Annotated in this window: 19 protein-coding genes; 11 read left to right on the forward strand and 8 right to left on the reverse strand. The window is 71.7% G+C overall.

Features of this window, described 5'->3' with window-relative positions; translation table 11 throughout:
* Nucleotides 1-46 precede the first annotated feature (46 nt).
* Entirely contained in the window at nt 47-1,354 is a 1,308-nt protein-coding gene (locus EBE87_RS04990) for a capsule biosynthesis protein (protein ID WP_120641229.1), read from the forward strand.
* Between the two features lie 21 nt (nt 1,355-1,375).
* Here the strand turns inward: EBE87_RS04990 and bluB are convergent, their stop codons facing one another.
* A complete protein-coding gene (gene bluB, locus EBE87_RS04995) occupies nt 1,376-2,002 on the reverse strand; it encodes a 5,6-dimethylbenzimidazole synthase (RefSeq protein WP_122139910.1) in 627 nt (208 codons plus the stop codon).
* A gap of 41 nt (nt 2,003-2,043) precedes the next feature.
* Entirely contained in the window at nt 2,044-3,429 is a 1,386-nt protein-coding gene (locus EBE87_RS05000) for a cytochrome P450 (RefSeq protein ID WP_120640698.1), read from the reverse strand.
* Nucleotides 3,430-3,487: 58 nt separating this feature from the next.
* On the opposite strand from EBE87_RS05000, the gene EBE87_RS05005 reads away from it, so the two are divergent.
* Together EBE87_RS05005 and EBE87_RS05010 are read left to right on the forward strand one after the other, a co-directional pair.
* A complete protein-coding gene (locus tag EBE87_RS05005) occupies nt 3,488-4,162 on the forward strand; it encodes a TetR/AcrR family transcriptional regulator (RefSeq protein WP_120640699.1) in 675 nt (224 codons plus the stop codon).
* Nucleotides 4,163-4,234: 72 nt separating this feature from the next.
* Nucleotides 4,235-7,183: a PAS domain-containing protein gene (locus EBE87_RS05010; RefSeq protein WP_120640700.1), complete on the forward strand. Its 2,949-nt coding sequence runs from the start codon at nt 4,235-4,237 to the stop codon at nt 7,181-7,183.
* Here the strand turns inward: EBE87_RS05010 and EBE87_RS05015 are convergent.
* Both EBE87_RS05015 and EBE87_RS05020 read right to left on the reverse strand, forming a co-directional pair.
* A complete protein-coding gene (locus EBE87_RS05015; protein WP_120640701.1) occupies nt 7,180-7,872 on the reverse strand; it encodes a hypothetical protein in 693 nt (230 codons plus the stop codon). The two genes, EBE87_RS05010 and EBE87_RS05015, sit on opposite strands and share 4 nt — an antisense overlap.
* Before the next feature lie 86 nt (nt 7,873-7,958).
* Nucleotides 7,959-8,684, reverse strand: a complete 726-nt coding sequence (locus EBE87_RS05020) for a pyridoxamine 5'-phosphate oxidase family protein (RefSeq protein ID WP_120640702.1) — start codon at nt 8,682-8,684, stop codon at nt 7,959-7,961.
* A gap of 78 nt (nt 8,685-8,762) precedes the next feature.
* Here EBE87_RS05020 and pdxR point away from each other — a divergent pair, with 78 nt between their 5' ends.
* Nucleotides 8,763-10,187, forward strand: a complete 1,425-nt coding sequence (pdxR, locus tag EBE87_RS05025; RefSeq protein WP_199726490.1) for a MocR-like pyridoxine biosynthesis transcription factor PdxR — start codon at nt 8,763-8,765, stop codon at nt 10,185-10,187.
* Between the two features lie 37 nt (nt 10,188-10,224).
* Here the strand turns inward: pdxR and EBE87_RS05030 are convergent, their stop codons facing one another.
* The 3 genes from EBE87_RS05030 to EBE87_RS05040 all read right to left on the reverse strand — a co-directional run bounded on the left by EBE87_RS05030 (nt 10,225) and on the right by EBE87_RS05040 (nt 13,603).
* A complete protein-coding gene (locus tag EBE87_RS05030; protein ID WP_120640992.1) occupies nt 10,225-11,805 on the reverse strand; it encodes an FAD-dependent oxidoreductase in 1,581 nt (526 codons plus the stop codon).
* Nucleotides 11,806-11,960: 155 nt separating this feature from the next.
* Nucleotides 11,961-12,584 (reverse strand): hypothetical protein, encoded by a 624-nt coding sequence (locus EBE87_RS05035; RefSeq protein ID WP_158601064.1) that lies wholly within the window; start codon nt 12,582-12,584, stop codon nt 11,961-11,963.
* A 131-nt stretch (nt 12,585-12,715) separates the two neighbouring features.
* Nucleotides 12,716-13,603, reverse strand: a complete 888-nt coding sequence (locus tag EBE87_RS05040; RefSeq protein WP_120640994.1) for a polyphosphate kinase 2 family protein — start codon at nt 13,601-13,603, stop codon at nt 12,716-12,718.
* A 99-nt stretch (nt 13,604-13,702) separates the two neighbouring features.
* Here EBE87_RS05040 and EBE87_RS05045 point away from each other — a divergent pair, with 99 nt between their 5' ends.
* The 7 genes from EBE87_RS05045 (at nt 13,703) to purQ (ending at nt 17,743) form a co-directional block, all read left to right on the forward strand.
* Nucleotides 13,703-14,563, forward strand: a complete 861-nt coding sequence (locus EBE87_RS05045) for a creatininase family protein (RefSeq protein WP_122139912.1) — start codon at nt 13,703-13,705, stop codon at nt 14,561-14,563.
* An 81-nt stretch (nt 14,564-14,644) separates the two neighbouring features.
* Nucleotides 14,645-15,214, forward strand: a complete 570-nt coding sequence (locus EBE87_RS05050; RefSeq protein ID WP_233553296.1) for an NADPH-dependent FMN reductase — start codon at nt 14,645-14,647, stop codon at nt 15,212-15,214.
* Between the two features lie 128 nt (nt 15,215-15,342).
* Nucleotides 15,343-16,107 carry a phosphoribosylaminoimidazolesuccinocarboxamide synthase gene (gene purC, locus EBE87_RS05055; protein WP_120639209.1) on the forward strand — a complete coding sequence of 255 codons (765 nt, stop codon included), beginning with the start codon at nt 15,343-15,345 and terminating at the stop codon, nt 16,105-16,107.
* The gene (gene purS, locus EBE87_RS05060) at nt 16,107-16,346 is read left to right on the forward strand and encodes a phosphoribosylformylglycinamidine synthase subunit PurS (protein ID WP_120639210.1); all 240 of its coding nucleotides are present in this window, start codon (nt 16,107-16,109) and stop codon (nt 16,344-16,346) included. Before purC ends, purS begins: the two co-directional genes overlap by 1 nt.
* Nucleotides 16,347-16,374: 28 nt before the next feature.
* Complete coding sequence (locus EBE87_RS05065; protein ID WP_120639211.1) at nt 16,375-16,623, forward strand: hypothetical protein; 249 nt, start codon at nt 16,375-16,377, stop codon at nt 16,621-16,623.
* On the forward strand, nt 16,611-17,048 hold the full coding sequence (locus tag EBE87_RS05070; protein WP_147426115.1) for a hypothetical protein: 438 nt from the start codon (nt 16,611-16,613) through the stop codon (nt 17,046-17,048). The genes EBE87_RS05065 and EBE87_RS05070 overlap by 13 nt, the downstream gene beginning before the upstream one ends.
* Nucleotides 17,045-17,743, forward strand: a complete 699-nt coding sequence (gene purQ / locus EBE87_RS05075; RefSeq protein WP_120639213.1) for a phosphoribosylformylglycinamidine synthase subunit PurQ — start codon at nt 17,045-17,047, stop codon at nt 17,741-17,743. The genes EBE87_RS05070 and purQ overlap by 4 nt, the downstream gene beginning before the upstream one ends.
* A gap of 278 nt (nt 17,744-18,021) precedes the next feature.
* Here purQ and EBE87_RS05080 read toward each other — a convergent pair whose 3' ends face one another.
* Nucleotides 18,022-19,092: an SDR family NAD(P)-dependent oxidoreductase gene (locus tag EBE87_RS05080; protein ID WP_120639214.1), complete on the reverse strand. Its 1,071-nt coding sequence runs from the start codon at nt 19,090-19,092 to the stop codon at nt 18,022-18,024.
* Between the last annotated feature and the right edge of the window lie 69 nt (nt 19,093-19,161).

Raw genomic sequence — 19,161 nt, forward strand, 5'->3', positions numbered from 1 at the left:
CGCCGGGTTGACAGCGCCGGGCCAACCGGGTTTCCCAAACTTAACAATGCCCCCCGGACATCACCCGCCGCGCAAGCGCTTCCTGTTCCTGCAAGGGCCCATCAGTCCTTTCTTCAGCGAGGTCGGTGCTGGGCTGCGGGCGCTGGGCCATGATGTCCACCGAATCAACCTGCATCTGGGCGACCGCCTGTTCTGGCATGGCCCCGGCGCGGTGGATTTCCATGGAACGGCGCAGGAATGGCCCGATTTCGTCGGCCGCTTCCTGGATGAGAAGGGCATCACCCACCTGGTCCTGCTGGGCGAGCAACGGCCCTACCACAAGGCCGCCATCGCCGTCGCCGTCGCGCGGGATGTCGAGGTCGTCGTCACCGACCTCGGTTATATCCGTCCTGACTGGATTGTGATCGAGCGCGACGGGCTGAATGCCTGCTCCCGCTTCACGCGCGATCCGGAGGCCATCATCCGCCTCGGCGCCTCCCTGCCGCCGCCGGACCTGGTGACGCGCCACCGCGACGACTTCCGCATCCAGGCGCTGTGGGACGTGGTCTACAACCTCGCCGGGCAGGTGCGCTGGCCGGTCTTCCGGCACTACCGGGGGCACCAGATCTACCACCCCATCCCCTTCTATGCCGGCATCGTCATGCGGCTGATGCGGCGCGGCCGGGACAACCGCAAGGCCGACCGCATCCTGCGCGACCTTTCCGGCAAGGGCCCGCTCTACCTGATGGCGCTGCAGATGGAGAACGACTTCTCCATCCGCGCCTATTCCCGCTACACCGACATGGACACGCCGCTGCGCGAGGTGGCGCAGAGCTTCGCCGCCCATGCGCGGCCGGGCGCCCACCTGCTGGTCAAGGCGCATCCGCTGGACCCCGGGCTGAAGAACTGGGGGGGAAGGGTGCGGCAGATCGCGCAGGAGCACGGGCTGGAAGGCCGCCTGCATTACCTCGGCGGCGGCAACCTGGGCGCCATGGTGGAACAGGTGCAGGGCGTGGTCACGGTCAACAGCACCGTCGGCCTGCGCGCCATCCTGGGCCAGACCCCCACCTTCGCGCTGGGGGAGGCGCTCTACCGCATCCCCGGCCTGGTCTTCTCCGGCACCCTGGACCAGTTCTGGACTGAGGCCCCGCCGCCCGACCCGGCGCTGCGCGAGGGCTTCCTGCGCTCGGTGGCGCATTCGCTGCACATCCGCGGCGTCTACCACGCGCCGGAAGGGCGGCGCGTGGCGGTGGAAGGCGCCATCCGCCGGCTGCACGAGGGCATCCTGAACCGCCCGGTGCCCGAGGCCCTGGACCCCGAGACCGAGGGCGCCACCGCCGGCTTCTGGCCGCCGCGCCCGAAGCGGGCCGGCTGAACAGTCCGGCCACGCCCGCCCTCAGCGCCGCAACAGCTCCACCCGCCGCCGCCGCTCCCAGCCAGCCCGTTCCAGCTCCGGCCTCTCATGCTCCTCCCGCGGGTAGCCGAGGCAGAAATAGCCGATCAGCACCCAGCCCGCCGGCACCTCCAGCGCCGCCTTCACGGCCTCGGGCTCCAGAATCGAGACCCAGCCCAGCCCCAGCCCTTCCGCCCGCGCCACCAGCCAGAGGGTATGGGCGGCGAGCACCGCCGAATAGGCCGCCATCTCCGGCATGGTGGCGCGGCCCAGCCCATGCCCCTGGGCGGGCTCGGGCTCGGCGAAGATGGCCAGGTGGCAGGGCGCCTCGTCCAGCCCCGCCAGCTTCAGCCGGGCATAGAGCCCGGCGCGGCCGCCGTCCTGCCGCGCCAGGGCGGCGGCGTTGCAGGCGGCGAAGCTGGCGCGCACCGCCGCCCGCCGCGCCGGCGCCTCTACCAGCACGAAGCGCCAGGGCTGGCTGAGGCCCACCGAGGGGGCCAGCGCCGCCACCTCCAGCAGATCCTCCAGCAGCCCCTCCGGCAGCGGGTCCGGGCGGAAATGGCGCACGTCGCGCCGCCACCGGAAAAGGTCGCGCAACTGCTCGCGGAAGGCGGGGCTGAAATCCGGCATGCGCCATTCTAGCGCCGCCGGGGCGGCGGCACGAAGCGCCCTCAGCCCCGCCGCGCCGCCACGGTCATCCGCAGGGGGCTGGACGGGCGCAGGGTGATGTCCACGCGCGGCGCCGGCGCCACCGCCTCGGCGCTGGTGAAGCGGATCTCGCGCAGCAGCACGCCCAGGATCGCCACCGCCTCCAGCATCGCGAAGCCACCGCCGATGCACAGGCGTGGCCCGGCGCCGAAGGGCATGAAGGCATGGCGGTGCCGCGCCGCCACCTGCTCCGGGCCGAAGCGGTCGGGGTCGAAGACATGCGGCGCCTCCCACAGTGTCTCATGCCGGTGCACGGCATGGATCGGGATGAACAGCGCGGTGTCCCGCCACAGCATGGTGCCGCCCAGGGCGAAGGGCTCCGCCACCCGCCGCGCCAGGATGGGCACCGGCGGGTAAAGGCGCATCGCCTCCTGGAACACCTGCTTCACGTAATCCAGCCGCGCCACATGCTCCGGCAGCACCGGGCTGCCGCCGGTCACGGCATCCACCTCCGCCACGGCGCGGCGGGCGATGGCGGGGTGGCGGCCCAGCAGGTCCAGCGTCCAGGCCAGGCCCAGCGCCGTGGTCTCGTGCCCCGCCGTCAGGAAGGTGACGAGGTTGTCGGTGATCTGGGTGTCGTCCATGCGCTGCCCGGTCTCGGGGTCGCTGGCCTCCAGCAGCAGGTCGATCAGGTCGCCCCGTGCCGCGCCATCCGCCCGCCGGGCGGCCACCTGCGCCATCAGCCGGCCGCGCAGGTAACCCACCGCCCGCCGCCCCCGCCGCCGGCCCGGATAGGGCGCCCAGTCCGGCAGCCGCAGCAGGCTGGCGATATTGGCCCAGTGCGTCAGGCGCAGGTATTCGGTGATATCCGCCGCCGCGCGGTCCACGTCGATATGGGCGGGGCCGGAGAGCATGGTCTCGACAATGACGTCGAAGGTGGCGCGCATGGTCTCCTGCTCGATGGCCACCGCCTGCCCCGGCGGCACCGCCCGCAGCCGCGCGGCGCTGCGCCGGGCCGCCTCCAGCATGGCGGGCAGGAAGCTCTGCACCTGCGCCGGGCGGAAGATCGGCGCCAGCGCCCGGCGCTGCCAGCGCCAGTCGGCGCCCTCGGCGATCAGCAGCCCCTCCCCCAGCGCCGGGCCCAGGGGGCGGCGCACCGAATCGCCCTTGTCCAGCTTGTCGCCCTCTGTGACCAGCGCCTGGTGGATCAGCTCCGGCGCCATGACATGCACGATGTTCCGGTGCAGCACGCGGCGGGCCAGGATCGGCTCGCGATAGACCTCGGGCGGCAGGGCCTCCAGCGGATTGCGCAGCACGGCGCGCAGCACCCGCAGGCTCTGCCCCGCCAGGGCGCCGAATTGCGCCAGCCCTTCCAGGGGGTGTCTCGCGAAGGTGGAAGCTGTGGTCATGCCGGCCGCCTCGTTTTAAGGTGTATACCTTAATCCGATATAAGGTGCGTACCTTAGAATGAACAGGACCCCTGCCGCCAAGGCACCCCGGGGCAAGACGCGGGAACGTGTGCTGGACCTGGCCTGCGCGCTGTTCAACGACCAGGGGGTCGAGCGGGTGACGACCCGGCTGATTGCCGAGACGGCCGGCATCAACGAGGGCAATCTCTACTACCACTTCCGCACCAAGGAGGCGCTCTACCTCGCCCTCTTCGCGCGCTTCGAGGCGGCGGCGCTGGCCCTCTTCGCGCCCGGGACTGCCGCGGGCGCCGACCCGGCCGCCGTGCCGGTGGAGCGCCTGCGCCGCTGGTTCCTGCTGACCTGGTCCTTCCGCTTCCTGTTCCGCGATGCCGTGGCGCTCTCCGCCGCCGCGCCGCAGCTGCGCCGCCGCCTGCAGCGCCTCAGCCTGCGCCTGCAGGCCGAGACGCGCGCCACGATCGCCGCCATGGAAGCCGCCGGCCTGCTCGCCCTGCCGGAGGAGGAGGTGCGGGAAAAGCTGCTGGCCAATCTCTGGATCGTGTCCGCCTACTGGATCAGCTACCTGGTGCTGCACCTGGGCCTGCGCCGCGTCACGCCCGCGCATCTGCGCTGGGGCTACGAGCAGGTGCGCGCGCTGCTGGCGCCCTATCTGACCGAGGCGGCGCGGGCGCGGATCGAGGCGCTGCCGGAGATGACGCTGCCCCCCGGCCCCTAGCCAGCAGCGCAGGCATGTCATTCCGGCCGGCTGTTCATAATCTATCTGTGTGGCACTGCGTTATGGGCCATCATGGCCATTGCCGCACCATCGCCCGCCGAAGCCTGCCCTCACCACCGCGATGACGCGGAAGTACGGCCCCCGGACCATTCCTGGACCGAGGCCGAGCGGCTGCTGACGCTCGACCGCTACGCCATCCTGGACACGCCGCCGGAACGGGATTTCGACGACATCGTCCGCCTGGCGGCCGACCTGCTGGAAGCGCCCGTCGCCGCCGTGAACCTGATCGACGCCAGCCGGCAATGGGCGAAGGCCGAGGTCGGGCTGGGCCAGCGCGAATGGCCACTGAGCCACAGCATCTGCCTCCAGGCCATCCATCATCCCGGCGGGCTGGTGGTGCCCGACATCGCCGGCGATGCCCGCTTCGCCAGCCTGCCGATGGCCGAGGGCGCCCCCAGGCTGCGCTTCTATGCCGGTATACCGCTGCAAACCCCCGAGGGCCTGCCGCTCGGCACCCTCTGCGTGCTGGACACCAACCCGAGGCCGGAAGGGCTGACGCCGCGCCAGCGCATGGCGCTGGAAACCCTGGCCCGGCAGGTGATGGCGCAGCTGGAGCTGCGCCGCCTGCGCACCGAGCAGCAGAACACCGCCCTGCTCAACCAGCAGATCCTGGACAGCGCCACCGACTTCGCCATCATCGGCATGGACCTGGACGGGCGGGTGACCAGCTGGAACGCGGGGGCCGAGGCCGTGCTCGGCTGGCGCGCGGCGGAGATGCTGGGCCAGACCACGCACCCCATCTTCACCCCGGAGGACCATGCCGCCGGCCGGCCCAGGGCGGAACGGCGCGAGGCGCTGGAGAAGGGCTTCAGCACCGATGAGCGCTGGCACCTGCGCGCGGATGGCTCCACCTTCTGGGCCAGCGGCAGCCTGCGGGTGCTGCGGAACGAGGCCGGCGAGGCGGCCGGCTTCGTCAAGCTGCTGCGGGACCGCACGGAGCAGCACAAGGCCGGTGAGGCGCTGAATGCCTCCAACGAGCGCTACCGGCTGATCGCCCGCGCCACCGCCGATGCCGTCTGGAACTGGGACCTCGCCCGCAACAGGATGGAATGGACGGAGGCGCTGGAGGCCACCTATGGCCACCCGCCCGGGACGGTGGAGCCGAGCCAGGCCTGGTGGCTGGCGCAGATCCACCCCGATGACCGCGCCCGCGTGGAGCAGGGGCTGCGGGCCACCATCGCCGGCGGCGAGAGCCATTGGGCGCAGGAACACCGCTTCCGCCGCGCCGATGGCAGCCATGCCACGGTGCTGAGCCGCGGCTTCGTGCTGCGCGGCGCCGGCGGGCGCGCCGTCCGCATGATCGGCGCCATGCTGGACCTCAGCGGGCTGCGGCAGGCCGAGGCCGCCTTGCGCCGCAGCGAGGACCGGCTGCGCCTGGCCACCGCCGCCGCCCGCATCGGCACCTTCGACTACCATGTGCAGAGCAACCACCTGAGTTGGGACAACCGCTGCCACGAGCTCTTCGGCGTGCCGCCGGGCCAGCCTGTCAGCTACGAGAGCACCTTCCTGCCCGGCCTGCACCCCGAGGACCGCGAGGCGACCCATGCGGCCGTGCTGCGCGCGCTGGACCCGGCCGGCACCCGCAGCTTCAGCATCGAATACCGTGCCATCGGCCTGACGGACGGGGTGGAGCGCTGGGTGGCCGCCAATGGCCAGGCCCTCTTCGAGGCGGGCGTCGCCACCCGGCTGATCGGCACCGTGCTGGATATCGGCACCCGCAAGCTGGCCGAGGCGCGGCAGCGGGAGCTGAATGCCCGGCTGGAAGCGCTGGTGGAGGCCCGCACCCACGAGCTGCGCAAATCCGAGGAACAACTGCGCCAGAGCCAGAAGATGGAGGCGGTGGGCCAGCTCACCGGCGGGCTGGCGCATGACTTCAACAACCTTCTCGCCGGCATCAGCGGCAATCTGGAACTGCTCAGCGCCCGCATGGCCCAGGGGCGGCACAAGGAGGTGGAGCGCCACGCCACCGCCGCCCAGGGCGCGGCCAAGCGCGCGGCGGCGCTGACGCACCGGCTGCTGGCCTTCTCCCGGCGCCAGACGCTGGACCCGCGCCCGACGGACGCCAACCGGCTGGTGGTGGGGATGGAGGATCTGGTGCGCCGCACCGTCGGCCCCGCCATCACGCTGGAGGTGGTGCAGGCCGGCGGGCTCTGGCCGACGCTGGTGGACCCGCACCAGTTGGAGAACGCGCTGCTGAACCTGTGCATCAATGCGCGCGACGCCATGCCGAAAGGCGGCCGGCTGACCATCGAGACCGCCAACCGCTGGCTGGACAACCAGGCGGCGCGGGACCAGGACCTGCCGCCCGGCCAGTATATCTCGCTCTGCGTGTCCGACACCGGCACGGGCATGACGCCGGAGGTGGCGGCCAAGGCCTTCGATCCCTTCTTCACCACCAAGCCGCTGGGCCAGGGCACCGGGCTCGGCCTGTCCATGATCTATGGCTTCACGCGGCAATCGGGCGGGCAGGCGCGGATCTATTCCGAACCCGGCCGCGGCACGGTGGTCTGCCTCTACCTGCCCCGCCACCTGGGCGAGGCCGAGGCGCCGGAGCAGGCTTCCGGCGTGCCGGCGCCCTCCCCCGCCCGCATCGGCAAGACGGTGCTGGTGGTGGATGACGAACCCACCGTGCGGATGCTGGTGATGGAGGTGCTGGAGGAGCTGGGCTATGCCGCGCTGGAAGCCGCCGACGGCCCCACCGGGCTGCGGCTGCTGCAATCCGATGCGCGCATCGACCTGCTGGTGACGGATGTGGGCCTGCCCGGCGGCATGAACGGCCGCCAGATGGCCGATGCGGCGCGGGAAGCGCGGCCGGACCTCAAGGTGCTCTTCATCACCGGCTATGCCGAGAATGCGGTGGTCGGCAACGGCTACCTGGAACCCGGCATGCATGTGATGACCAAGCCCTTTGCGCTGGAGGCCCTGGCTGCCCGCATCAAGGAGCTGATCACGGCGGATTAGCCGTTCAGCAGGGCATCGATATCGGCCTGGGAGAGTTCCGCCGCCCGCGCCGGGCTGGCGGTGGCGGTGGCGCCGAAGTCCAGCAGCGCGTCGATATCCGCCTGGGAAAGGTCCGGTGTCGCCTGCGCGGCGGCGCTGGTGGTGCGCATCTGCGTCGGCACCTGCACCGGCCGCAGGGACGGGTCGGCGGTGACGCCCGGCACGATATGCTCCAGCATCGTCTCCACCTGCTGCAGGTGCTGGATGGCGCGGCGGATGCGCTGCCCCGTGACATCCTGGAAGGAGCAGGCTTCAAAGATCGAATTCACCCGCGCCGAGAGCGCCTCGATCGAGGCCTGGTCCTTCTGGCCGCTGCTGATCCAGGCCTGGATCGCCTCGGTGGCTTCCATGATGGTATTGGCGGCGGCCTCGGTGGCCTGCACCACCGCCTCCAGCTCCAGCCCGCTGTTGCGGGTGCTGGCGGCGGGGATGGCGACCAGTTGCGCGATCTGCTCATGCACCTGGCCGAGCTTGCGGGAGAGATTCTCCTCCGCCATGTCGGCGATCTCGGAGGTGGCGGCGAGTTCCGCGCTCAGCTCCGCGATGCGGCGGTCCACGAAGCTGCGCATCTCCCCGAACAAGGGCGCGACCTCGGCGCGCAGCGCGGCGCGCAGGTCCGGGAAAGCCTCGGCGCTCGCGGGGTTGGTCATGGCAGGGTCCTCGGTGGATGCGGCGGGTCGGAACCCCGTTGTAATCCCTCGGGATGAACGGTTCCTTGCCGCCGCCCGCGCCCGTCTCAGCCCGGCGCGTAGGCCTGCGCATGCGCCTCGGCCAGCGCCTCCTCCAGCAGCCGCCCGGCGCGGTAGCCCGCCAGGTTCCCCGGCCGCGCCACGCCCGGCAGCAGGCGCGGGCAGGGCTCCGGCGCGCCGATCACGGTCCGCACCGGCAGGCGCTCGGCATAGACCGGCAGTGCGTAATCCTCGTCGTCATCCGCCACGCCCTTGGCGCGGATCTTGGCCGAGGCGCGCTCGATCTCCATCACCACCACGGCGGTGGCCTTGATCTCCTGCGCCGTGCTCTGGCGCAGCTCCGCCGTGCGGTTGGGGAAGAAGCGGTCCACCATCATCACCAGGGCGCGGCGCTTCTCCTCCGCATCCTCCTCCAGCCGCGCCTGGCCGAAGCACATGACGGAGCGGTAGTCGGCCGAATGGTTGAAGCCGCAGCGCGCCAGCACGAGGCTGTCCAGATGCGTCACCGTCAGGCAGGCCGGCTGGCCGTCCGAAAGGTTGCGCAGCATCCGGCTGGCGCTGCTGCCGTGCCAGTAGAGGTGGTTGCCTTCCCGCCAGAACAACGTCGGCGTGCAATAGGGCTGCCCGTCGATGACATAGGACACATGGCAGAGGATGGCGGCATCCAGCAGCGCATGCACCGTGGCGTGGTCGTAGAAGCCCCGATCGTGGCGGCGCTTCACGCGGTTGCGCTGGTCCACCGGATAGGTGGCGGCATCGGCGGTGACGGACATGGCAGGCAGGCCCTCGGTTGACAGGAGCAGTCTGGCGCCATGGAACTGGTCGGCGAAAGGGCCAATCCGGGACGGGACATGACGACCAATTCAGCCAAAGCCGCGCCGCTGGAACTGCCCCTGCTGCTGGAAGGCGGCGGCAGCCAGTCCAGCCGCCTGCATGCCGGGCTGCGCGCCGCCATCCTGGGCGGCCGCCTGCCGGCCGGGCTGCGCCTGCCCGCCTCCCGCGCCCTGGCGGAACAACTCGGCCTGCGGCGCAACGCCGTGGTGGTGGCCTATGAGCAATTGCTCAGCGACGGTCTGGCCGAGGCCCGCACCGGCGCCGGCACCTTTGTGGCCCCCCACCTGCCGCCCGCCCCCGCGCCCGCCGCCCCTGCCCCGGCCTTGCCCGCCACCGCCGGCCAGGGCGCCTTCGCGCTGGGCCGCACGCATCCGGACCCGCTGCTGCTCAACCAGTTCTCCCGCGCCCTGCGCCGCCGCCTCGCCGCGCCCGACCCGGCGCATTTCGGCTATGGCGACCCGCGCGGCAGCCTGCCGCTGCGCGAGGCCGTGGCCGCTCATCTGGCTGCCACGCGCGGCATCGCCTGCGACCCCGGCCAGGTGCTGGTCACCAGCGGCACGCAGCAGGCGCTGCGGCTCTGCGCCGAGACCCTGCTGCAACCGGGCGACGCCCTCTGGATGGAAGACCCCGGCTACCCCGCCGCCCGCCGCACCTTCGAGGCTGCCGGTGCCCGCCCCGTGCCGGTGCCGGTGGATGCCGCCGGGCTGGACGTGGCGGCGGGCCGGCAGCGGGCACCGGCGGCGCGGCTGGCCTATGTCACGCCCTCCCACCAGTTCCCCACCGGCGTCACCATGAGCATGGCGCGCCGCCTGGCGCTGCTGGACTGGGCGCGCCAGGCCGGCGCCTGGGTGCTGGAGGACGATTACGACAGCGAGTTCCGCTACGCCGGCCCGCCGCTCACCGCCCTGGCCGGCATCGATGCGGAAGCGCGCGTCATCTATCTCGGCACCTTTTCCAAGACGCTCTTTCCCGGCCTGCGCATCGGCTACGCGGTGTTGCCGCCGGCGCTGCTGCCGCGTGTCGCGGCGGCGCGGGCGGTGGCGGACCGCTTCCCGCCCGGCCCCATGGCGGATGCGGTGGCGGACCTGCTGGCCGGCGGCGGCTTCGCCGCGCATATCCGCCGCATGCGCTCCCGCTACCGCGCGGCGCGCGACCTCGTGGCCGCCACCCTGGCGCAGGCGTCCGGCGGCCTGCTGCGCGTCGCGGTGCCGGACCAGGGCCTGCATCTCCTCGCCACCCTGCCCGAAGGCCTGCCGCCCGGCGCGGCGGCCGAGATCCGCGCGGCCGCCGGGGTGGAAGCCTGGCTGCTGTCCGAGACCCGCGTCACGCCGGGCGGGCCGGATGGCTTCGTGCTGGGCTATTCCGGCCATGCCCCGGCGGCCTTGAAGCGGGCGGCGGAGCGGCTGGGCGCGGCGGTCAGGGCATCCTGCGCCCCGCCTTGACGGCAGCCACGGCGGCATGGCGTCCAGGCTGGAAAGGTCATGGGGCCGGTGCCGCGCTGGCCTGGGCAAAGGGCACCCGCAGCCGGGAGCCAGGGCCTTCGCCGGGCACCATGGCGCGCTCGCTGAAATAGCGCCCGAGACTGGCCGCCTCCGCCTCGGGGTCCGCGAGGGCGACATAGGTATCCGGCCGCACCAGATAGGCCGCGTCGCGGGCGAAGCCCGCCCCGCCGTGGCGCGGATGCCAGCCGAAGACATGCAGGGGCAGCCCGTTCTCCCCGCACCAGGCCCGCAGCCCGTCGCCTGCCGCGCCATAGACATGCACCTGCCAGGTGATGGCCCGCAGCGGTTCGAAATTGTCCCCGCCCTCACAGGCCACCCAGGGCAGCCGGTCCCCGCCCCGCACCCGGCCGGCGATCCCCTGGCTCAAAGGGCTCCCGCGATACCGCAGCCCGGTCTGGGAGAGGGTGCGGAACATGGCCTCGCGCGCCGGGCCCGCCCGGAAGGCCGCCGCCGCCAGCACCGGCGCCAGCCTGGTCCGCACCAGATCGGCCAGGCCGCCCTCGGCGGTGACCAGCGAGAAGACGCGGTCGGTGGTGGCCACCAGCCGGCGGGCGAAGGGCAGGCGCTCGGCCTCGTAGCTGTCCAGCAGGCTGTCCGGCGCCTGCCCCTTCAGCACCGCCGCCAGCTTCCAGGCCAGGTTGATGGCGTCGCCGATGCCGGTGTTCATGCCCTGGCCACCCGCCGGGCTGTGGATATGGGCGGCATCGCCCAGCAGGAAGACCCGCCCGCGCCGGTAATGGTCGGTGACGCGGTGATGCACGCGGTAGGTGGAGAACCAGTTCACCCGGCCAATGCGCAGCCCCAGGCTCCCGATGGCCCGTTGCCCGACATCGGCGAAGCCCAGCGCCTCCGCCTCCTCCCGCCCGTCGCGCAGGGTGCCGATCAGGCGGCCCTGCCCCGGCCGGCCATAGGCCAGCAACGCCACGAAATCCGCCGTCTCCAGGGAGAGGTGCAACTCGCCATCGGCCGCCGGGCCGCTGGCCTCCACATCGGCCACGTAGAAGGTCTGGTCGTAGGTGCCGCCCTCGAAGCCCATCCCGAGCCGGTGGCGGGTGGTCGAGCGCGCGCCGTCGCAGCCGGCGAGGTAGCAGGCCTCGTGGATCTCCTCACCGCCCCCTGGGGCGCGGAGGCGCGCGGCGACATGCCCGTCCCGGTTCTCGAAATCGAGTAGCTCCGTCCGCCGCTCGACCGCCACGCCCATCGCCTCCAGCCGCGCCACCAGCAGCTGCTCGTGCTGGTCCTGCGGATAGATCAGCACGAAGGGATAGGGCGTCAGCCCGGCCCCGGCCGAGCCGAAGGACAGGCGCGCCTTCCGCCGGCCCCTTACCCAGAGATTCAGGGCCGGGTTCCGGCGCCCGGCCTCGGCCACGGCCTCCGCCAGGTCAAGCTGGCGGTACAGCTCCAGCGTGCGGGCCTGGACGGCCATGGCGCGGGAGGTGGTGCCGGGCCCGGCCGTCCTGTCGATGACGCGGACCCTCACGCCCATGGTCGTGAGCCAGAGCGCCAGGACCAGGCCGGTCGGCCCCGCGCCAACGATCAGAACATCGTCCCGTGCCATGGCGTTCCTCCCATCCCTCGCGGCGGCGCGCCGCACCGCCCGGCTTGCGGGCCCCCGGTGCCGGCCGCGCCCAGCCGCCGCCATCGCCATGGCCGCCACTTCCGCGCGGCCAGGAGGAGCCGGCCGGAGACCGGGCCCTCCTGCCCAGGATATCCTCAGGCGGCGGCGACCAGCGCCTTGCCCGCGGTCACCCGGAATGGCGGCGGAACCGCCGATCCACCCTTCTCGCGGACCAGGGACAGCACCTGTTCATTCGCCTGCCAGGCATGCTCGCGGTTGTCGAACAGCGTGAAGACCGCCGCCCTGGTTCTGCCGGCATCGCCCCAGCCGGAATAGAAGGCCAGGAAACCCGGCATGCCGCGGATCAGGGGCATCGAGGTCTCGCGGGCGAAGCGCTCCGCATCATCGGGCCTGGTCATGTCCCGGAACTCGCGGATCACCACGTAAAGCTCACCGCTGCGCCCGCCGAAGGCGCCGCCCTGCCCGGCGGCTTCCGCGCTGACATCGACATGCGCGGCGAAGATCTCCGGCGGGTCCGGCAGCAGGTCGCGCAGCTCGGCCTGTACCCAGGAGCGGGCCTGTGCATTGGCCTGGGCCGCCTGCTCCTCCCGCTCGAACAGCGACACCGAGGCGCCGTCGCCATCCTCCGCTCCCACCGCGCAATAGCCCTTGAAGCCGGCCGAACGGCTCAGGATGGGCACCAGCCCTGCCTGGACCTTGGCGGCGATCCTGTTCATCCGAGCCGCCGCCCCGGCATAGCGCCTGAGGGTGATGTACATGGCAGCCTCCCTTTGCCCCGGCTCGCGGCGGGGATGGAAGCATGCGACATTGCGTTATCGAATCAAAATGAAGCCTGGTTGTTCAAGGGCCTGCGTGGCCTGGATCGGGAAGCCCGTGCCGGGGCGCAGTGTCACGCTTCCGCTTCCAGCACCGCGCGCTGCTTCAGCAGCTCCGCCCGCCGCTGCGGCTCCGTCTCGGGGTAGCGGGGGTCGGCCTTGGCCAGGGCCGCGACCAGGGTTTCCGCCACGATCAGCCGCGCCAGCCACTTGCGGTCCGCCGGCACCACCAGCCAGGGCGCTTCCGGCGCCGCCGTGCCGGCGATGGCCTCCTGATAGGCTTCCTGATAGGCGTCCCAATGCACGCGCTCGGCCACGTCGCCGGCGTCGAACTTCCAGTTCTTCTCGGGCTCGTCGATGCGGGCCAGGAAGCGCTGGCGCTGTTCCTCCTTGCCCAGGTGCAGGAAGAACTTGAGGAGGATGACGCCCTGCCGTGCCAGGTAGCGCTCGAAGCCCGCGATATCCTCCAGCCGCTCCCGCCAGATATGCCCCGTCACCCGCGCCTCGGGCAGCTTGCGGCGGGCCAGCACCTCGGGATGCACCCGCGCCACCAGCACCTCCTCGTACCAGGAGCGGTTGTGCACGGCGATGCGCCCGCGCGCCGGCAGCGCCTGCATGTGGCGCCACAGGAAGTCATGCGCCAGTTCCTCCGGCCCCGGCGCCTTGAAGGACATCACCTGGCAGCCCTGCGGGTTGATGCCGGAGAAGACGGCGCGGATGGTGCTGTCCTTGCCGCCGCCATCCATGGCCTGGAAGATCACCAGCACCGATTGCCGGTCCTCGGCATAAAGGCGCTGCTGCAGCCCATCCAGCCGGTGCACCGCATCCCTCAGCGCCGCCTCGGCCTCCGCCTTGTCGATGCCGGGGTCGTCCAGGCGGGTCGGGTGGTCCGTCAGGCGGAAGCCCTTGCCCCGGGTAACCCGGCAGGATTCGATCAGGTGGCCGGGGTCGTATTGGGACATGGGCATTCTCTCCTGCTGCGGTGGCACCGGCCGGGCGGGGCCTCTTCCACCCCGGCCCCGGTCATGGTTCCGTAACGCGCCGAATCGCAGGAGGTCGCCATGGCAGATACCGGAACCGACGCCGTCCGCTGGGAGCGCCGCACCGCGCCGGAGTTGCGCGCCCTGGCGGCGCAGGATGCCCTGGTGGTGCTGCCGGTGGCCTCGCTGGAGCAGCACGGGCCGCATCTGCCGGTCTGGACCGACAGCATGATCGGCCATGCCTGCGCCCTGCGCGCGGCGGCGCAGGCGGCCGGGGCCGGCACGCCGGCCATCGTGCTGCCGCCGATGTGGCTGGGCATGTCCGAGCACCACCTGCCCTTCGGCGGCACCATCACGCTGGATTACGCCACCTTCCATGGCGTGCTGCGCGGCGTCTGCCGCTCCATCCGCGCCGATGGCTTCAGGCGGCTGCTGCTGATCAACAGCCATGGCGGCAACATCGACCCGCTGGCGGTCTCGGCGCGCGAGCTTTGCGTCGAGTTCAACATGCCGGTGGTGGCCACCACGGTCTTCCATGTGGCGGGGGACAAGATCGGCCAGCTGCTGGATACCCAGCCCGGCGTGCAGCATGCCTGCGAGGCCGAGACCAGCTTCTGGCTGCACCTGGATGCCGCCCAGGTGCGGCAGGAGGAGATCGCCAACACCATCTCCGCCGGCAGCGACGCGCCCGGCGCGCCCTTCAGCCGCTTCTGGTCCTTTGCCGAGCGCGCGCCGCTGACCGGCGTGATCGGCGACCCGCGCGCCGCCACCGCCGAGAAGGGCGAGAAGCTGCTGGCCGTGGTGGCCGCTGCCCTGACCGCCGCGATGCGCGACGCCCGGCTCTGGAGCGCCCCTGACGCGGTCTGGGAGCCCGGCCGCGCCTGGGGCCGGCATGACAGGGCGGTGCCGGGGCCGGCGGTGCCCGCGCCCGGCGCGGCCTGAGCCAGCCCGGCGGGCAAACCCTTCCGGAACTCGCCGCACCGCCCCATCTGCGCCACGCAGCATCGCAAAGGACCGCGCTTCATGAGCATGACCGACGCCGCCCCGCATAAAGTCGCCGTCATTGTCGGCAGCCTGCGCCAGGGTTCCATCAATGAGCAGCTCGCCCGTGCCCTGGCCAAGCTGGCCCTGCCGGCGATGGAGCTGACCATCGTCCCCATCGCCGACCTGCCGCTCTACAACCCCGACATCGACGGCAGCACCCCGGCGGCGGATGCCTTCCGCGCGGCGGTGGGCGCGGCGGATGCGGTGTTGTTCGTGACGCCGGAATACAACCGCTCCATCCCCGCGCCGATGAAGAACGCGCTGGACTGGGGCTCCCGCCCCTATGGCGAGGCCTGCCTGGCGGGGAAGCCGGCGGCCAGCATCGGCGCCTCCCCCGGCGCGGTGGGCACGGCGGCGGCGCAGCAGCAGATGCGGGCCGTGATGACGGTGCTGGACATGCAGGTGCTGGGGCAGCCGGAGGTCTATATCCAGTTCAAGGAAGGGCTGGTGGACCCGGAGTTCAACATCACCAACGAGGGCACCAAGGCCTTCCTGACCGGCTTCCTGGGCCGTTTCGCGGGCTGGATCCGGCAGCAGGGCCTGCGCTGAGGCGCGCCGCCGGGGCGCTTGCATGGCTGGGGGGCGGTGCTGCCGGTTGGCGCATGACGCCCCCTTTTGCTATACGCCCCCACGGACAGCCGGCCCCCGTTCCCGGCGTCGATAAGGATTCCCGCATCATGGCGCGTCGCCGGCAGCTCTATGAAGGTAAGGCCAAGGTTCTGTTTGAAGGCCCTGAGCCCGGCACGCTGGTGCAGTATTTCAAGGACGACGCCACCGCCGGCAACGGCACCAAGAAGGGCATCATCACCGGCAAGGGCGTGCTGAACAACCGCATCAGCGAGTACCTGATGCTGCGGCTCGGCGAGATCGGCGTGCCCACACATTTCATCCGCCGCCTGAACATGCGCGAGCAGCTGATCCGCGAGGTGGAGATCATCCCGCTGGAGGTGGTGGTGCGCAATGTCGCCGCCGGCAGCCTCTCCACGCGCCTGGGCATCCAGGAAGGCACCCGCCTGCCACGCTCCATTGTCGAGTATTACTACAAGAACGACGGCCTCCAGGACCCCATGGTGTCCGAGGAGCACATCACCTGCTTCGGCTGGGCCTCCACCCAGGACCTGGACGACATGGTGGCGCTGACGCTGCGCATCAACGACTTCCTCTGCGGCCTCTTCCTCGGCGTCGGCATCGTGCTGGTGGACTTCAAGCTGGAATTCGGCCGGCTCTACGAGAACGACGAGATGCGCATCGTCCTGGCCGACGAGATCAGCCCGGACAATTGCCGCCTCTGGGACGCCAAGACCGGCGAGAAGATGGACAAGGACCGCTTCCGCCGCGACATGGGCAAGGTCGAGGAAGCATATCAGGAAGTCGCCTCCCGCCTCGGCATCACGCCCGAGGCCGGCGTGCGCGACATGAAGGGCCCGGAGGCTATGCAGTGATGAAGGCTTATGTGACGGTCATGCCAAAGAACGGCGTGCTGGACCCGCAGGGCAAGGCCATCGGCCATGCGCTCGGCACGCTCGGCTTCCAGGGCGTTGGTGAAGTGCGCGCCGGCAAGGTGATCGAGCTGGAACTGGCCGAGACCGACCCGGCCAAGGCCAAGGCCGCCGCCGAGGACATGGCCCGCCGCCTGCTGGCCAATACCGTCATTGAGTCCTTCAAGGTCGAACTCGCCTGAACGGGCACGGCCGGGGAGGCATGAGCACATGGTGAAAGCCTCCCTGCTGCTCATGCTGCTGCTGACCGTGCTGATCGGCATGGGCCTGCGCTGGCGCGAGGACCGCCTGGGCAACCCCGCCCTGGCGGCCGAGCGCCGCGCCAAGCAGCAGCGCATGGGGCTGGTCGCCCGCGGCAAGGCCGGCATCGACCGCTGGGTCACCGCCGCCGCCATCGCCGCCGTGGCCACCATCGTGCTGATCGGCGGCCTGCACTGGATCCGCGTATGGTTCGGATAACCCGCAACCTGCTACCCATGCTGGGGCTGGCCGCCGCGGCCGTCGCCGTGATCGCCATGCTGCCCGGGCGTGAGCCCGGCCTGCCGCGCATCCATTCCGGCGCCAATTCCCCCGCCGCCACCCTGGCCGGCCCGCTGGCCAACCTCTGCCACGGCTGGGGCAACGCCCGGAAGGACTGCGCCGCCTTTGTCGGCCACTTCATCACCGGCCTGTCCCAGCGCAACCCGGCCCTCGGCCTCTGCCTGCCGCCCCCGGCGCCGCTGGCGGAATGGGCCGCCCTGGCGCTGAAGGACACCCCCGCCGACGCCCCCTGGGCCCCGGTGCTGGAAACCGCCCTGACCACCAGCCGCACGGCACCGCCCCTGCCCTGCGCGCCCACACCCTCCCCCGACGCCGCCCCTGCAACGGAGGCCCGCCCGACATGAACGCCGCCATCATCATCTTCCCCGGCACCAACCGGGAACGCGACATGGCCATCGCCCTGCAGAAGGCCAGCGGCCGCAAGCCCGCCATGGTCTTCCACACGGAAACCAGCCTGCCCGCCGGCACCGACCTCGTGGTGCTGCCCGGTGGCTTCTCCCACGGCGACTACCTGCGCTGCGGCGCCATGGCCGCACGCTCCCCCATCATGTCCGCCATCCATGACCACGCGGCGCGCGGCGGCCATATCCTCGGCGTCTGCAACGGCTTCCAGATCCTGGCCGAATCCGGCCTGCTGCCCGGCGCCCTGCTGCGCAACGCCTCCCTCCGCTTCCTCTCCATGGACTGCAACCTGCGGGTGGAGCGCACCGACACCCCCTTCACCAGCCAGTGGCAGCAGGGCGAGGTCTTCCGCGCCCCCATGGCCCATGGCGACGGCAACTACTTCGCCGACGACGCCACCCTGGACCGCCTTGAAGGCGAAGGCCGCGTGGTCTTCCGCTACGTGGACGCCGAAGGCCAGCCCACCGAGGCCGCCAACCGCAACGGCGCCCGCAACAACATCGCCGGCATCGTCTCCGACAACCGCCGCATCCTCGGCATGATGCCGCATCCCGAGGACCTGGTGGACCCGCTGATGGGCGGCGAGGACGGCCTGCCGCTCTTCCGCTCCATCACCGAAACCCTCGCCACCGCCTGACCGCCGCCGCGCCCCCGCCACCACCGGGGGCGCGCCCACCGCACACGTCTTGGTGCGAAGCGCGCGGCAGATGAAACAAGTGTCATCCCTAACGGTTATGCCCACGCCGCCTGATCATCGGGCGTGTTGAACAGAACCGTTGAAAGGACGACCCATGCCGCTGCTCCTCTGGTTCCTCGGCGTCCCGGGCATCATCGTCATCCTGCTCTGGGTCACCGGCATCATCGGCTTCTAAGGCCAGCCCGCCGCGCCGGCCCCACCGCCGGCGCGGCACCCCCTCAGCGCCCCGCATCCTCCCGCGCCATGCGCGCCCGCACGCCGCCCTCCACGCCCACCGGCACCCCCTGCTCGATCGGCTGGTAGATCGCGCCGACCCGGTCCGGCGCCACCGGCGCCGATGCCATGCTGCCGTGATAGGCATCCGCCCCCAGCCGCTCCACCAGCGCCGGCAACACCTGGTGCCCCAGCACCGCCGCCTCCGCCTTGAAGCCCACCGGAATCTCCCGCCGCGGCCACAGCGCGGCATGGATCACGGCATCCACCGTATCCTCCGGCCCATCCATCGGCCGGATGCGCGGGGAACGGCCGCTGTAATTCGCCGCCACCTCCCACCACGGCGTGTCGATGCCCCAGGGCAGCACCGTCGCCACCTGGATGCGCGGCTGCCCCGCCAGCCGCAGCTCCTGCCGCAACGCATTGCTCAGCCCCAGAATGGCATGCTTCGTCGCCGCGTAACTGGCCTGATACGGCATGGCCAGGTGGCTCTCGATCGAGCCCACATTCACCAGCACCCCATGCCCCTGCGCGCGGAACTGCCGCAACGCCGCATGGCTGCCATAGATCACGCCCTTCAGGTTCACATCCACCGTGCGGGCATGGTCCTCCACCGGCACGTCCTCGAACCGCCCCAGCACGCCAATGCCCGCATTGTTCACCCAGGCATCGATATGCCCGAAGCGCCCCACCGCAGCCTCCGCCAGCCGGCGCACCGCATCGGGGTCCGACACATCGGTCTGCACCACCAGCGCCTGCCCGCCCGCCGCCCGCACCTCGGCCGCCACCTCTTCGAGCACCGCCGCCCGCCGCGCCGCCAGCACCACGCTGGCGCCATAACCGCCCAGCTTCACCGCCACCCCGCGCCCCAAGCCGCTGGAAGCCCCGGTGACGACAAACACCCGCCCCGCCACCTTCCGCTGCCCCTCCTGCGCCGAAAGCGCACCCCCCGCCGCGCAGCCGGAGAGCACAAAAGCCCCCACCGCCAGCACGGCCAGCGGCGCCGCCAGGGGCGCCAGCGGCAGCAACGGCAACAAGGACAGCAACCCAGGGCCGGAACGGGAATGAGACGTCATGGGCGCGCGATCCTTCCTCGATCAGCCCCCGCGAGAGCAGGGGCACCGGATCACAGCTAGGCCCACCCG

The organism is Teichococcus wenyumeiae, assembly GCF_003696345.1.
In the GTDB taxonomy this organism is placed as follows: Bacteria; Pseudomonadota; Alphaproteobacteria; order Acetobacterales; family Acetobacteraceae; genus Pseudoroseomonas; species Pseudoroseomonas wenyumeiae.